The sequence below is a fragment of the Candidatus Poriferisocius sp. genome, from assembly GCF_965208355.1.
Lineage (GTDB): Bacteria > Actinomycetota > Acidimicrobiia > Acidimicrobiales > Bin134 > Poriferisocius.
The window spans coordinates 1,601,178-1,615,246 of record NZ_CBDBOM010000003.1 but is presented as its reverse complement, the minus strand read 5'-3'; the positions used below and the strand labels follow the sequence as shown (position 1 = coordinate 1,615,246).

The window sequence follows — 14,069 nt, the reverse complement described above, 5'->3', positions numbered from 1 at the left end:
GACCCGGGCCCAGAACCGGCCCCCTCGCCATCCGAGCCAGACCCGGGCCCAGAACCGGCCCCCTCGCCATCCGAGCCAGACCCGGGCCCTGAACCGCCATTATTCGACCCATCTGACATCGATTGGGGCGATTTCAACCCTTGTGCCAACGGGGGCTGCCTGCCCCCCTGTATGACTGATGAAGTTCCAGGCAGTTGCCCGTCGGAGACTCCACCGCCCAAAGACTGCACAACGGTGTGGAGCAATGCCCAGCAAGCATCTTTGCGCGGCAAGCTGCGATGGGAGTCAATCGTTCCGTATGACCCGGGATTCGCCGGCCACCACCCAGAGGTTCCCGGCGGCCATCTGTTCTTGACGGCCGCATCCAGCCCCAACAACACGGGCCGCCATTGGACGGCATTGCAATCGGGAACATCGCTCGACGTATGGGATGCCCCGACTAATGGCTGCCTGTGGACCGCGAATGCCGTCGGGGTGTCCTTGCGGGAGCTGATCCCCCACGTGGCCGCTGATCTGACCAGGCTTAGATCTACGGGTGCCGTGGCCGCCGCCGACGAAGCCCTCCAAGCTGCGGAATTGTGGGACCGTCTGAGCCTTCAGCGCCGCCAGTGGTACCAGGCGGCATTTCCCCGGAACGACCCCTCAATCGTCTGGTGCTCCCCCGCTGAATTGCCCCCTTGGACGGTGCCGACCAGCGGCGTGCTTTCCCTCTCATCCGACTGGGAAAATCGCTATAAGAAGTGCCGTTGGTCTATCCCCCGCCGCGGCTTTTGGGAGTGGAAGCTCCAGGTTAGATATACCTCCGAACAGGGCGACAATCACACCGAAGTTTTGGCCTCAGATTTGTCCTGGTTCCGCGAGCCAACCGGCTACGTAGGCCAACAGGTGACCCTGTGGTAAGCGGACCCAGCCGCGAGCAGTGGTCGCCTACCTCTTGGCCGGTGAGCCTTCGATGGCGACTGCTGACCGCGGGAATCGTCTTGGCCGCCACCATTGCGACGATTGCGGCCCTGTCCCGCGATGGCGAAGCCATTCCAGAGATCCCGGTGGTGGTCGCCAGCCAGCGATGGACCGCGGGCCACCCGCCCGGTGACCTCCTGATCATCGACATGCCTGCCGATAGGGCTGCCTTCTTCGTTCATCCATCAGAGCTGGCTGGTGTCATTGCCGCCGTGGATGTGCCCGAGGGAACTCTGGTGTCGCCCCAGATGTTGCGTCCTCGCCAGAGCGGTGACGACACGAGGAGAACAACTCTGATGCGGTTCATGGTAAGCGACGAGATGTGGCCCCATCCCGGCCCGGTACCCGGAAGCCGAGCCGTGTTTTCTGCGTCGCCGGGTGGGTGTGCCGCGGCCTTGGTGACTTTGGTCTCGGTTGGCGACGGCGGCGCGGCGGAATCCAGTGTGACCGTGGAAGCGGATCCCGAACTATCCGCGGTGCTTTCTGATGGTCAGTGGTGGATTTGGGAATCTCCTCCCGGCCGCTGGCCCCTGTGCCAGCCATCGGCCGCCAATGGCTCTTCCGCCCCCACTTCAGAGCCCGAGGCGGTGCGCTGATGCTCTTGGCCGTAGGAGATCGATGGCTTGACTCCGAGGCATCGGAGCGGGTGCTGGACGCGGTTCTGGAGGGCATGGCCAGCACTGCCCCCGGCGCAGCTTTGGCCACTTCGCCGGCCGAAGTCGACCAGGCATCGGCCGCCGGCCACCCCACGGTTTTGCTCATGCGGGATGACGAACCGGAGATCCGCCTCGAGTCAGCAGTGGCATCAGCGGCCGCAGTTCTGTGGATCACCACCGCGGACAGCTCCGACGTGCGCTCGTTGCTGCGGTTGGACTCGGGATCGCGCCGTACTACCCCCATCGTCTCGGTTGTGGTGTCTGACGATCAGCCTGACCGGGAGAGAATCCGCCGCCAAAGGGTTGTCAGCCTCTGGATACCCCCCAATCCCACGCGGCGCGACCAACGCCGACTGAATCGCCTAGGACGCCGCTTGGCGTGGAGCGCAGTGGCGCCTCGCCGACTCGACCCACTCGATCGCGAGACTCACTTGTGGGCCGCTTCTCAGGCCGCTCAGACCCGTCTGGCCGATCTCCTCGAGGAGACCGGCGTTGAGGAGTTTCAGATCAGGGGTGGCGAGTGCATGATCGTGCACCGAGCCGAGGGACAGCGGGAGCGGCGGAATTCGCCCTTTGCGTCCAACGAGGAGCTGATCGAGACCACCCGCCACTTGGCCAGCTTCTCTGGCAGCCAGCCCCAGCGTTTCGACGTGCTCGACAACCGATTGGACATACGCCTGGGTGACCGTTGGAGGCTCCATGCCGAGGCATTCATGTGCCATCCCCCCACAATGGTGCTGCGGTCGAATATGGCCGGGAAGGCCGCTCTGGAAGACCTCAATGTTGCGGCAGCGCCGCTCCAGAGGATCCTGGTTGGGGCAGTATCCGGGACGGCCAGGGCCAACATCGTGATCGCGGCCGCCATGGGCGGCGGCAAGACCACTCTTTGCCAGGCGCTGCTGGCTACCGTCGACGGCTCCGAGAGGATCGACACCATCGAAGACACTCCCGAGCTCCGATTGGCCCAATACGGAATTCATCCCAACAGCTATGAGCGCCTGACCCGGGATGCCAACAACGATGGAGTCGGAAAGCTGGCCATGAGCGACCACATCCGCGACGCCAAGCGGGCCAACTCGTCCAAGCTGGTGATCGGCGAGACCCGAGGCGAGGGCACGCTGGCTTTGCTGGACGCCATGAGCAGCGGGCTCAGCGGCTGTCTGGTCACCTTGCACAGCCAACCCGGTGCGGGAGTGCTGGCCAAGCTGCTGTCCTACGCATGCAGCGAAGGGGCGGACCCTCGATTCGCCCGCCAACAGATAGCCATCGCCGTTCACCTGCTGGTGTGGATGGGCCGCAACGAGCTTGGAGAGCGGGTGATCTCCGACGTTTCCCAGATCGTCAGCTACGACGAGCGCCACGACACCATTGAAACCCGGTGCTTGTGGTCCCTTCGCCCCGGCCAGCGGTGGGCCGCCCCGGAGGGACGCCCCCACGGACACATCGAGCGGCTGTACCAATCCGTGGGGATCAACGTCCAATGACCGGGTCTGCCGCTGTTGTCCTGATTGCTGGAATCGCGCTGCTGGCCATCGTCTGGTGGCCGAGTTCTGTGAGAAGCCCCACCACTCTGTTGTTGGGAAGCGTGATGTTGTTCCCTCGTCGCTCCCTTCGAGTCGGGCCGGTGGCGGCGGCAGCGGCCGTTGGTCTCGGCCTTGTCCTCGGACTGGTGTTGGTTGGAGCGACTAGCGGTTTGGCCGCCATGTTTCTGACCGCGGTCGGGGTCTGGGCAGTCGCAGTGCAGATCCGCTCGCACCGGAGTCTGAGAGAGTCCGATGAGCTGGCCCAGCTGACCAACGGCTTGGCCAACCAGGCATTGGTGGCCCCCACGGTGGTGGAGGCCGTTCGCCAGACCGCTCCGCTGATCCCTGGCCGAGTCGGGTCGGCTGCCCAGCGAATGGCCGCAGAATGCGAGACCGGAGGCCTGGTGGAGGCCGCCAACCGCTTTGCCACCGCCATTCGCCGTCCAATTGCCGAGATGCTGGCCACGGTGCTTACCGAGGCTTTCCGGGGTGGGTCGCAGTGGGTGGGCTTGGCCGGGGTTTTGGCTGAAGAGGCCAACGAGGCGGCCGACACCGCGCGGCACTTCCACCGGCAGGTGGCCGCACTCATGCCCCAGATTGCTGTGACAGTGGTTATGGCCGTCGCCATGTTGGTCATAACTGGCTTCGCCGCCAGAGACGTAGGCCGTTGGCTTACCTCTCCTATAGGGCAGCAGTTCCTTTTGCTCCTGGCCATTCTGACCACGGCCCTTTGCGCCCGAGTACTGGCCCCGGCTTGGAGGTTGAGCCGATGATTCTGTTGGCCGGATCCTCGGGGGTGGTCGCTGTCGCCGCCTTGCTTCTTTCCCCCCCAAGCACAGGTAGCCGGGCCGCAGTTCAGGCCGCGGCAATGGGATGGCCTCCCAATCGGATCTCAACTGCTGGTTGGACTCTGGCGGTTGCCGGGGCGGCGGCAGGAGCACTGTTAGGACAGGCCATGTCCGGATGGGCCGAGGGGCTGGCTTTGGCTGTATTCGTCGGAACGTGGCTGCCTCGATTGGTGCCGGCTGGTGTCCGAGCTTTTGCCGCCGCGGCCTACCGCAGCGAGCGGGACCAGAAGATGCTCGAGTGGATGCGGAAGCTGCGGCTCTTGACATCAGCGGGCCAACCCATCAACGCAGCCGCGGTAAACGCTGCTCTGACAGTCTCCGGCCGGGCATTCACTGTGGCCCAAGGGGCCATAGGGGCAGCCCTGGACGCCGGGCGTGACCCGCTGCCCGCGGTCTCCTCAGCCATCACCGGCTCCCCCGCAGAGTCCCTGCTGGCCTCGGTGGTGGCCGCCGAGCGGGCCGGCGCAGCCTCTTCGGACTTGCTGGACAAGTCCTTGTCCCGATCCGTACGGACCCTCGAGTCCGAGCGGCGCCTGGCGATCGACCAGCTCAGCCGGGCCATCGGAACCACGGTCACCCTGGTGGCCGCCATCGCTGGTCTTGTGGTCATGGCCGCCGTGATCTTCGTGCTCTAAAGCCCGCCGATCGCCCAACCTCAGGAGAACCCCGTCATGCAATCAGCCATCGTCCAAATGATCTTGATCGTGGTCGGCATCGCCGCCGCCGCCATCGTGTCGATCATTGTCTACGCCCAGCTCAGCTCGAACGCGCCAGATACAGATATGGACGACAACATCGACAAGACGCGGATCACGACTGAATCGCTCTGCAAGGCGGTCGGAGGGACGTGGACTGCTGGAACCCCGGGTACATGCGCATAGCGGGCCATGGATTCATCACTGGTCGTCCTGCGCACCTCACTGCTGCTGATGCTGCTGCTGGTTACGTTCACCGGGCTGCACGTGCGCCACGTCACTCGGCTGTCGGCCGATGCCGCTGCCCAGTCGGCGGCCAGCGCGGCCTCCTTGGCCGCTACCGCCGTCGGATGGCAGTGCCAACCCACTCCCCCGCCCGAGGCGGTCACCGCCGCGGCCCGAGCGGCCTGGGGGCAAATGGACCATCTTGCCGTGCAGCCGGTGGGCGTGGAGGTACTGGCAGACGGCTGCAACCTGATCGCCGCGGTCACCGCCGCGCCGCTGGACACCCGAGTGTCATCGCTGCACACCACCGCCACCGCCTGCCGGTCGGCGACACAGGCTGCGACCCTGAGCGTCCCTGGGTCGTGTTGAGGCCAATCCCATGAGCGACGCCATTGCCTTCCTATTGATCCTCCCCTCCCTGGTGCTGGGAATTGTGTTGCTCGATGCCGCGGGAACGCTGGGCACCGCCCGCTATCGAACCTCGACCTTCGCCGAGGCGGCCGCCGTCCACGCCGCTGACACCTTGGCTCGCTCCCCCGCAGCGGGCGCCGAGCCCTCGGCCCGGTCTCGCTGGAACGAGGTGGTCGCCACCGTGGAGCAGTCCGGAGTGGCGGCTACTGCCGGGGTGTGCAACCAAACCGATACTGCTTTCAACATCAGTCTGATCTCACAACCCCGACCCTCCGGCAGTGCCGGCACACTCCCGTCAGTGGCCTCCGTCGTCAACTGCCCAATCGAGCTGGGTGGACTGTTCAAGACCAACACGGTCATCGCTACCAGCGTCGAGCCGGTCAGATAAAGCTATGCACACCTCAATAGTGCTCTTGTCCCTGGGCATGGCGGTGGCGGTGATCACCGGTTCGCTGTCCGACCATGCGGAGCTGATCGCCAACCGCAACATGGCCGCCGCCCGAGCCGAACGGGCATTGGCGGCCTTCGTCGACGGCTGTGGTAGCACCGGGTGCAACTCCGCCACCGTGAACACCACTCGCCTCGACGGCACCGTCCTGTCGGGTTGCATAAGCCATTCCCCCGGCGGAACCATCCTCCGAGTGAAGGCCCGAGTCCCCTGGAGTCCCACAGTGTTCACCGGACTATCGCCGTCTACTGCGACCAGCGCGGTCGAACTCCATGGGCTAGGGGCGGCGGCTGCCATTGCGCTAGCTCCCTGCTGATCCCATGCCCATAGCCCGACTCAATCGTCTACCGCCAGCAGTTCTGAATGCCGGCGCTCATGCGGTAGCGTGACCGCCGGTGTCTCGAAGGATTGAGATTGAGCTGACCAGCCAGCGACCCGATGGGTCCTGGACTTGGCGGGCCGCGGGGGCCCGCGAGCCTAAAGGGGAGCTGGCCGGTGATCTGATCGCCTTTGCTGCCCATGTGGGTGACGAGTTGACCGTAGAAGCCGAGTTCCACATGGACGGCATCGAGATCATCGAGGCATTCGAGTCCAAGAAAAAGCGGCCCATGCCCGAGACACTCGAGATTCTGGGCTCTGGTCGGGATCAGCCCCTAGTTACCACCCAGCTGGTGTCCAGCCGCAAAGGCCGGGACCGCGATCGACCGGGTGGTGATCGCCGGGGCCGCCAGGACCGACGCGGCCGGGGCGACCGAAAAGAGCGAGACCGCCAAGAATCACGCCGCCAGGATGATCGCCCCAAGGCCAAACGACTCCGCCCGGGCCGAGTTCACCGCCAGGCGCTTATAGAAGGGTTGTCCGATGAGGAGCAGCCGGTGGCGGAGCAAATGGTGCGTGAGGGCATCACTTCGATAGAGCAGGCCCTGCGCGACCAGCGCAAGAAGGCCCGCGATGCTGCCAAGGCCAAGAAGGAGGCGGCCGCAAATGCCGCTAAGGAAGCCGCAGAACTAACCAAACAGCAGGCAGCCGAAGCAGCCGCCGAAGCCCCAGGGGAAACCGCGGACGCTGAAGCAGCGACCGAAGCAGCCGCCGAAGCCCCAGGGGAAACCGCGGACGCTGAAGCAGCGACCGAAGCAGCCGCCCAAACCCCGGAGGAAACCGCAGACGCCGAAGCAGCAACCGAAGCCCCAAGGGCAACCGCAGCCACCGAACCAACCGCCGACACCCCTAGAGAAACCGCAAACGCCGAAGCAGCCGCCCAAACCCCAAAGGACTCTGCGGATGCGAAATCACCGGTCGAATCTCCGAAACCAGAGGCCGCCGACGATTTCTTGAGCGTGGCCGGCAAGCTGTTGTCCCGCATGCGGGCCGCGGAGTGGCGTGACCGCGCCGACGCCGCTCTGGCCGGTATCGACGACATCGACCTGCGTGATCTCCGGTCGGTGGTGGTAGCCGCCGAGGCCGGAGCGGCCGACGACGAAGCTAAAGCGATGGCGGAAGAACTGCGCACCAAGCTCACCGAGCGGGTCGACCGGGAGCACGCCGAATGGCTGGCTGAGGTGGCCGCCACGCTGGCCGACGGCCGCATGGTCCGAGCCCTGCGGCTCAGCTCCCGTCCCCCCAAGGCCGGGGTACCCCTCCCCCAGGACATGGTCACCCGCCTAACGGAGGCAGCCAGCGCCGCTTTGGCTGGCGACACACCCACCAAGCGCTGGACCACCGTGCTCAATGCGGTGGCCTTCTCACCGGTACGCCGGACTGTGCAGCCCCAGGGCATCCCGGAGAAGCCCGACAAGGAGTTGCTTGACGAGGTAACCAAGCTCTCCGAGCGGGTTCCCCACATTGCTGCCTTGTTCGGCATAGAGCCGACTCCGCCTCCCAGGCGCGGCCGCCGGGGCGCCTCAGCCCGGGCCTCTGCTTAGGGGCCAGATATCACCTGGTGGTCAGTCAGAAACTGGAGCAGGCCGTCCACCAAATCCCACCGCCCTAGGTCTTGGAACGCCACCCAAGCGGCGTCCGAGGCATCCGTTCCGGCCACGGGCTTCGCGTTGGAGTCCACCGTCACCCAGAAGTCCACCACCACATAGTGCCGACGACGGCCGATCAGCTCGGTCCAGCCCACGGCGTCACCCACCTCACAGTCCAGGCCTGTTTCCTCTCTCAATTCCCTACGGACGGCTTCGACCAAGGTCTCTCTTCGCTGCACACGACCACCGGGTACTGACCACAGCCCCTCGCCCGGCGGGGTGCCTCGACGAATAAGCAAAATGGAGCCGTCGCGCACCGCTACAGCGCCTACGCAAAGCTCCGGCCCGCTCATGCTTCTTGGTCTGGCTCAAGGCGGGTGTGGACGATCAGCGCGTGGGCAGTCATCTTGAACGTCTCGAAAAAGTTCTTGGCCTCGCGGTGGCCTGGCAGCACAAAGGCATCCATTGCGGACAACCCCTGCTCTCGGGCCCATTGCGCCAGAGCATTGAAGAGCGACTCCCCCACACCCACCGATCGGGCTTCGGAGGTGACGAACAGTTCCTCAATGCGGGCAATAGCCGACCCGTCTTGTCGGGCAATCCGACGGGCCCATCCATAACCCACTACAGCGTCCTCCCAGACGCCGGCAACCACAACAGCGCTGGGGTCGGACAACAACCGTTCCAAATGGTCCTCCAACGGCTCAGGAGCCGCTTCGGTGGCCATCCAGCGATCCCCTCCCCGATAGGACAGGGCCTCGCGCCGGGCTTCCCGGGCCAACTCGGCCATAGGGCCTATGTCCCCCTGTTGGGCGAGCCGGGACGACCCCTGCTTTGGCCGCTCGCTCACCGCTCAGCCCGGCTTCGGATCAGTTGAGCTGTCGTCCGACTCGGAGGGCGATGAGGCATGACCCAACGCCATGCGACCAAGCAGACGCGCCGCCTCCACTTGCCGCCGACCTCGCGCCGCCAACTCCGAGGGCGACGTGCCCGCTGAGAGGAACAGCCCTACAGGGGCATAGAAAACGGCATCAAGCAGTTGGTCCAGAGCCTCCCTGGAAGATTCGGTGCTATCGGTCGTGCTCACAACCGGACCAGCGATGGGCAGGGCTCCTCCCCCGACGGGCACCGGGGGTTGTCGCGGGGTCCGAATTGGCTCGAACTGACGATCAGAAAGCACCCCTCGCAGGTCCACTCGTTATCACGTTTGGGTGCCACTTGGCCTGAGACCTCCGGTGATGGATCTGGTGTTTCCTCATCCTCGTCCTCGTCGTCTCCAGCCGCCAGCCGATCCTTCAGAATGGTGTCGAGGTCGGCCTCCACATTGTCAGGGTCTATGTCCTCCCCGTCGCTGTCCTCGTCCTCCGACATGGCAGCGTTTCGAACCGGCCCGTTGTTGCCGTCTTCTTCCTCTTCCTCGATTTCCTCGTCGAGATCCTCATCGAGGTCCCCGTCCTCCAGGACATCATTGAATTCCTCATCGAGGTCGTCGCCGATCTCGTCGCCGAGCTCGTCGATGTCGCCTTCCTCAAACTCTTCGTCCGGGATCTCTTCGTGTTCGTCAGGGTCTGTCATGCTCCCCTGCTACCTCCTCAGGCAAACCGATCAGCGCGGATCATAGACACCCTCACACCGGCCATGTGCGGACTTACCCGCAGAATTTTCTTCTCGCCCGAATTCAGCTCTCGGGCTCACGCCCGTTCTCGTACTTGGCGCCGCTCCTCAGCACGGCGCTCAGCATCAAGTCGCCCGAGCGGTGGCTCCTCGCTGAGGTCCACAAATCTCATCATTTCTGCCACTGCGACATGGCCGGCCTCATCGCGGATCAATCGCCACATCTCCTGACCGATTCCTCGGTAGACCGAGTGGCCTTGAGGAGTGGTGCGCAACTCGATCAAGTGCATCGCCGCCCGAGCGTTGATGCTCATGGCGAATCGAACCTTGTAGGCAAAGCTCACCGCATAGGAAGCCTGTTCGGGAAAATCCCGGTTCAGCAGGTCATACAAAGCAGCCGACCGATCCATGACCTCATCGAACACCGGAGTACAACCCGCGGCTCCCACCGACTCGGGACGGGTAAAGCCGTGTAGTGGGGTGAGTTTCTGCCACTCCAATGTCAGCATGCGATGGCGTTGCAAGTCCCGGAAGGCGCCATAGTCCGCCAGAACGTCAAACCGGTAGAAAGTTCGCTCCAAGGCCCGGCCCGGCTTATGGCGACGGTTGCTCCGATCACCCACATAGGCGCGCACCACCGAGAGGCGATCTTCGACCCCCATCGCCTCAACCTCCCGCTCCAGCTGTTCTTCAGGCAGATGGGTATAGGGATAGAGCATGGATGCCACCATCTTCTTTTCAGCATCAGGGTCGTAATCCACCAGCCGCACGGTCGGAGCGTTGTCAACCGGCAGGTCGGCCGGGAGCAGGTAGTCAACCACACTCTCCATCGACTCTTGGACGTCGCCCATATAGCGGGTCCATGCCACCCCCCGATCCTCCAGATCCACCCGCTTCAGGAAGGAGGGAATGACCTTGCGCAGCTCGTTCAGCATCATGTCGGCATAAGCCTGGACTTCGGGAAGCTCGTGAGCCCGCATCCGCAGCAGCAGCAGCTCATAGGACTGGCCCGTGCCATAAATGCCCACGTTGGAGACGGTTGCCGCCGGCAGCACGCCTCTGACCGAATCCAGTGCTTTAGCCCGAACCGCTTGGCGAAAAGCGAAATCAGAGGATTCTGAATCCCTTGGGGTGTGTTGGCGGAAGAATTCGGAGAGGGCGGGCAGGAGTTGGCCGTAGGCCTCGAACATCCGATCCATGTCTCCTACGTAGCGGCCCGACAAAGGTGACTCTCCGACCTCGGGATCGCGGTAATACCGATAGCGGCCGCCGATACGGGCCAGGTAGTCGATGTACCGGGTGGATTGCTCCAAGTACGACATCAGCCGACCCCACTCCAGCACCTTCGTCAGGATGTTTGAGGCTTGCTCGCAGGCCAGGTGGACGCCCCCCAACTGGGCCACCGAGTCGTCCCCATACTCAAAGAAGACCCTGTCGTACAGTTCTTCGGCTCGCCGAAGGCCCACAGTGGCGTCAATGGTCACATCCCCGCTGATGTCCAGCTCACCGACGAACTCGTCCAAGAACAGCCGCCGCAGCGACTTCGCCGAGCGGCTGTAACGGGCGAACAGCGCTCCTTTGACCACCTCCGGCAGGTTCACCAAGGCGAACACCGGCTGGTCGAGGTTGGTGAAGTACCGGCGGAGAATGTCCTCCTCGTCGACAGTGAATTGCTCGGCGACGTATTGGGTCATTGCCGGCTTTGGCCCAGTTCGTCGGCCGCCCGGTCCAGGGCCTCGGGATCAAGCCAAAGATCGGCGACCGTCATAGCCATGATCTTCGCCCCGTCGAGCACCGCCTGGTCGCCACTCTGCGATTTCGCATAGTGGGCGAATTCCGGCGAATGAATGGGCACATGATCAGGGGCCACCTTGATCATGGGATGGATCGACGGCACGGCGTAACTGACATTGCCCATATCGGTGCTGCCGACTACTGCATGAGATGATTGGGGCTCGCTCACAACTCGCCCGGTGGACATCGCATTCTGGGCGTAGAGGTCCAACACCACCTGGTTGTCGATCATGTCGGCATAGATTGGCGCCCTGCACTGGCATTCTATGCCAACTCCGGCCGCGGTCGCGCCGGCCTCCAGACAAGCCACCACTCTTTCTCGCAGCTCAGCGAGGCTGTCGAGCTTCGGGGATCGGACGTACCACTCCGCGGCGGCATCGTGAGGCACAATGTTCGGCTTGTCCCCGGCCCGAGTGAAGATGCCGTGGATACGCTCGTCCGGTCGGATGTGCTGACGGAGCGCGGCCACGTTCATATATCCCAGCACCGCGCCGTCCAGCGCATTGTGGCCCTTGTGGGGCGCGGCTGACGCGTGAGCTGATTGTCCGGTGTAGGTCACCTCCAGTTGCTCCACTGCGATGGCGGTCATCGTGGTGAGTTCGTGATTGGCAGGATGCACCATCATGGCCGCGCTGACCCCTTCAAATGCCCCCCGCTCCAACAAGTAGCACTTGCCTCCGCCGCCCTCTTCTGCGGGGGTGCCGACAATGCTGACGCGTCCTCCTAGCTGGTCGGCCAGGGTGGCTGCCGCCAGACCGGCTCCTAGGCCGGCGGCGGCTATCACGTTGTGGCCGCAGGCGTGTCCGATCTCGGGCAGAGCGTCGTATTCGCAGATCACCGCAATATGAGGTCCGCCGCGGCCAGCTCTGGCTACAAAGGCTGTGTCCAGGTCGTAGGCCGACCGCTCGACTTCAAGGCCTTCGTCTTCCAAGACGGTGCAGAGGATGTCGTGGGCGGCATGTTCCTCAAAGCAGAGTTCAGGGTTCTCGTGGATCTGGTGGGAGACGCTAAGCAGACGGGCTGCTCGAGCATCCACCTCCGAGGCCATCTGCTGCTTGGCCACATCGGGTGTCACGGAGCGAATGCTAGTGGCCTTCTAGGTCCCCATTGCGTATCTGCCCGTGCGGTGTTCAGACCACCACGGTGAGAGCGGACGGCTCCACCCGCATCGATAATTTGGAGGCCCGCAGGACCGGCTCCCCGTCCAACTCCACCATCAGCGGCCGCTGGAACTCGACCTGGAACGCGCCGGTACGATGGCCGCGAATCTGGGGATGGGGCAAGTGTTCACCGGTGCCGACCCGTCGCAATGCTCGCAGTCGGTCTCCTGTGGACAAGTGCCCGTGGGAGATGTCCAGCAGCCCATCGCCCGGGTGGGCTTTGGGACCTAGATTCCAGGTCCCTCGCCAAGCTGCATTCATAGCCACAAGGGCTTCGCCACCCCAACCCTTCCTGCGGGCAACAAGATGGGCGCAGAACCAGAACAGGCGACCGTCTAGCAATACCGCTCCCAGATCCACCTCGAACCGCCACGCCTCCGGTGAGCGAATTGCGTCGGCATCGCCCCTGCCTCCAAGGGTGCGGCACAAATCGCCGCCCAGCAGTCCAAGTTCGGGTAGCGGACGGTTGGTCCGGCGGGCCTCCTCTACCAGCCTTCGAGCCTCGGCATCGCTGTCAACTAGCACGCCGCTGGGTCCCAAGCCGCCGGTGTCGCCCCAGTCCTCCCCTCGACGGATTGGCATGCCGCTCAGTCTTCACCGAGAGAACCAGCCGGTGATGCCTCAAGGGCACTGTCGTCAGCCTCGTCGGATGTCTCGCGTCGAGCGCGACGGTCGCGCAGCCAGCCGATGACGATTGCCGCCTCGTAGAACAGGTACATGGGCACCGACAGCACCATCAGCGTGAACGGGTCTCCGCTGGGGGTTATCACCGCCACGAGGGCCACAATTCCGACAATGGCGAAACGCCGCCACCGTACGAGCTGCCGGTAGTGGATGATTCCCGCGAACTGCAAGAACACCAGCAGTATGGGGAACTCGAAGCCGATACCGAACGCGGCCATCATCTTGATCACGAACGACAGGTACTTGGCCGGCGAAAATCCGGTAACCAAGTCCTCGCCTCCAATGGTGGCCAGAAACTTGAGCGCTCGGGGAATGCTCCAGTAGGCCAAGCCGGCGCCAAGAGCGAACAAAAGGGCCCCAACCACGGTAAAAGCGGCCGCGTGGCGGCGTTCACGGGGATAGAGGCCGGGCTGCACAAACCTCCACACTTGCCAGAGAATCACTGGAATTGCCAGAGTCAACCCGCCATAGCCCGCGACGGTTAGCCGTACGGAGAATGGCTCCAGCGGATCAAGCACCAATAGCTCGCATCCTCCGAAGAGATTCTGTCGGGCGGCCTCCTCGGCCACGGCCTGTTCGGGAACGATGTCGCAATAGGGCTGGACCATCAAGTCCAGGATCTGGGGATAGAGCACCCAGCAGGCCACAGCCCCAGCCACTACCGCCAAGATGCACTTGATGAGCCTCAAGCGCAACTCCACAAGATGCTCCATCAAGGGCATAGTCCCGTCGCTTGAACGGGCGCGGCCCTTCTCCGCGTCGCTCACGGACTGCTTCGTGGTTGTTCAGAGGCCAGTGTTTGTCCCGGCTCGCTTTCCTCGCCGCCGGTCTTCTTGCCCTCTTCGACGGCAATCTGGCCTCGTCGGCGGGCCTCCTCCTCAATCGGCTCATCCAGGGCATTCTGCAACTCCTGCTGGAACCCCGTGGATATCTTGCGCACTTGTCGGATGACGTTGCCTATCTGGCGGGCCGCTCCGGGCAACTTGTCAGGTCCCAAAACAACAAGGGCCACCACGACTATCACCGCGATTTCAGCCCATCCGAGGTTGCCCACGCCCAGAGGCTACCGCTCCACTTGCTTTCT

The 14,069-nt window shown here is 64.0% G+C and carries 18 protein-coding genes; 10 read left to right on the top strand and 8 right to left on the bottom strand.

Annotated features, from left to right (window positions below):
* Nucleotides 1-171 precede the first annotated feature (171 nt).
* The 10 genes from ACOGXH_RS08805 to ACOGXH_RS08760 all read left to right on the top strand — a co-directional run bounded on the left by ACOGXH_RS08805 (nt 172) and on the right by ACOGXH_RS08760 (nt 7,688).
* The gene (locus tag ACOGXH_RS08805; RefSeq protein WP_419928736.1) at nt 172-900 is read left to right on the top strand and encodes a hypothetical protein; all 729 of its coding nucleotides are present in this window, start codon (nt 172-174) and stop codon (nt 898-900) included.
* A 41-nt stretch (nt 901-941) separates the two neighbouring features.
* Nucleotides 942-1,556, top strand: a complete 615-nt coding sequence (locus ACOGXH_RS08800; RefSeq protein ID WP_419928735.1) for an SAF domain-containing protein — start codon at nt 942-944, stop codon at nt 1,554-1,556.
* Nucleotides 1,556-3,100, top strand: coding sequence for an ATPase, T2SS/T4P/T4SS family (locus tag ACOGXH_RS08795; RefSeq protein WP_419928734.1), 1,545 nt, complete (start codon nt 1,556-1,558; stop codon nt 3,098-3,100). The genes ACOGXH_RS08800 and ACOGXH_RS08795 overlap by 1 nt, the downstream gene beginning before the upstream one ends.
* Entirely contained in the window at nt 3,097-3,912 is an 816-nt protein-coding gene (locus ACOGXH_RS08790; protein ID WP_419928733.1) for a hypothetical protein, read from the top strand. The genes ACOGXH_RS08795 and ACOGXH_RS08790 overlap by 4 nt, the downstream gene beginning before the upstream one ends.
* A gap of 182 nt (nt 3,913-4,094) precedes the next feature.
* Entirely contained in the window at nt 4,095-4,622 is a 528-nt protein-coding gene (locus ACOGXH_RS08785; protein WP_419928732.1) for a type II secretion system F family protein, read from the top strand.
* Between the two features lie 36 nt (nt 4,623-4,658).
* A complete protein-coding gene (locus ACOGXH_RS08780; RefSeq protein WP_419928731.1) occupies nt 4,659-4,868 on the top strand; it encodes a hypothetical protein in 210 nt (69 codons plus the stop codon).
* 6 nt (nt 4,869-4,874) lie between these two features.
* Complete coding sequence (locus ACOGXH_RS08775; RefSeq protein ID WP_419928730.1) at nt 4,875-5,276, top strand: hypothetical protein; 402 nt, start codon at nt 4,875-4,877, stop codon at nt 5,274-5,276.
* A 10-nt stretch (nt 5,277-5,286) separates the two neighbouring features.
* A complete protein-coding gene (locus ACOGXH_RS08770; RefSeq protein WP_419928729.1) occupies nt 5,287-5,706 on the top strand; it encodes a hypothetical protein in 420 nt (139 codons plus the stop codon).
* 4 nt (nt 5,707-5,710) lie between these two features.
* Nucleotides 5,711-6,082 (top strand): hypothetical protein, encoded by a 372-nt coding sequence (locus tag ACOGXH_RS08765; RefSeq protein WP_419928728.1) that lies wholly within the window; start codon nt 5,711-5,713, stop codon nt 6,080-6,082.
* Between the two features lie 79 nt (nt 6,083-6,161).
* Nucleotides 6,162-7,688: a hypothetical protein gene (locus ACOGXH_RS08760; protein WP_419928727.1), complete on the top strand. Its 1,527-nt coding sequence runs from the start codon at nt 6,162-6,164 to the stop codon at nt 7,686-7,688.
* On the opposite strand, the gene ACOGXH_RS08755 is transcribed toward ACOGXH_RS08760, so the two are convergent.
* From ACOGXH_RS08755 to tatB, 8 genes are all read right to left on the bottom strand, one after another.
* Nucleotides 7,685-8,086 (bottom strand): NUDIX hydrolase, encoded by a 402-nt coding sequence (locus ACOGXH_RS08755; protein ID WP_419928726.1) that lies wholly within the window; start codon nt 8,084-8,086, stop codon nt 7,685-7,687. The genes ACOGXH_RS08760 and ACOGXH_RS08755 overlap by 4 nt on opposite strands.
* Nucleotides 8,083-8,583, bottom strand: coding sequence for an N-acetyltransferase family protein (locus ACOGXH_RS08750; protein WP_419928725.1), 501 nt, complete (start codon nt 8,581-8,583; stop codon nt 8,083-8,085). The genes ACOGXH_RS08755 and ACOGXH_RS08750 overlap by 4 nt, the downstream gene beginning before the upstream one ends.
* A gap of 233 nt (nt 8,584-8,816) precedes the next feature.
* Entirely contained in the window at nt 8,817-9,308 is a 492-nt protein-coding gene (locus ACOGXH_RS08745) for a hypothetical protein (RefSeq protein WP_419928724.1), read from the bottom strand.
* 116 nt (nt 9,309-9,424) lie between these two features.
* Nucleotides 9,425-11,041 carry an FAD-dependent thymidylate synthase gene (locus tag ACOGXH_RS08740; protein WP_419928723.1) on the bottom strand — a complete coding sequence of 539 codons (1,617 nt, stop codon included), beginning with the start codon at nt 11,039-11,041 and terminating at the stop codon, nt 9,425-9,427.
* On the bottom strand, nt 11,038-12,216 hold the full coding sequence (locus ACOGXH_RS08735) for a M20 family metallopeptidase (protein WP_419928722.1): 1,179 nt from the start codon (nt 12,214-12,216) through the stop codon (nt 11,038-11,040). The genes ACOGXH_RS08740 and ACOGXH_RS08735 overlap by 4 nt, the downstream gene beginning before the upstream one ends.
* A 55-nt stretch (nt 12,217-12,271) precedes the next feature.
* A complete protein-coding gene (locus tag ACOGXH_RS08730; protein ID WP_419928721.1) occupies nt 12,272-12,883 on the bottom strand; it encodes a diacylglycerol/lipid kinase family protein in 612 nt (203 codons plus the stop codon).
* Nucleotides 12,884-12,888: 5 nt separating this feature from the next.
* Nucleotides 12,889-13,698, bottom strand: a complete 810-nt coding sequence (gene tatC / locus ACOGXH_RS08725; RefSeq protein WP_419928720.1) for a twin-arginine translocase subunit TatC — start codon at nt 13,696-13,698, stop codon at nt 12,889-12,891.
* Between the two features lie 50 nt (nt 13,699-13,748).
* Complete coding sequence (gene tatB / locus ACOGXH_RS08720) at nt 13,749-14,039, bottom strand: Sec-independent protein translocase protein TatB (RefSeq protein ID WP_419928719.1); 291 nt, start codon at nt 14,037-14,039, stop codon at nt 13,749-13,751.
* Between the last annotated feature and the right edge of the window lie 30 nt (nt 14,040-14,069).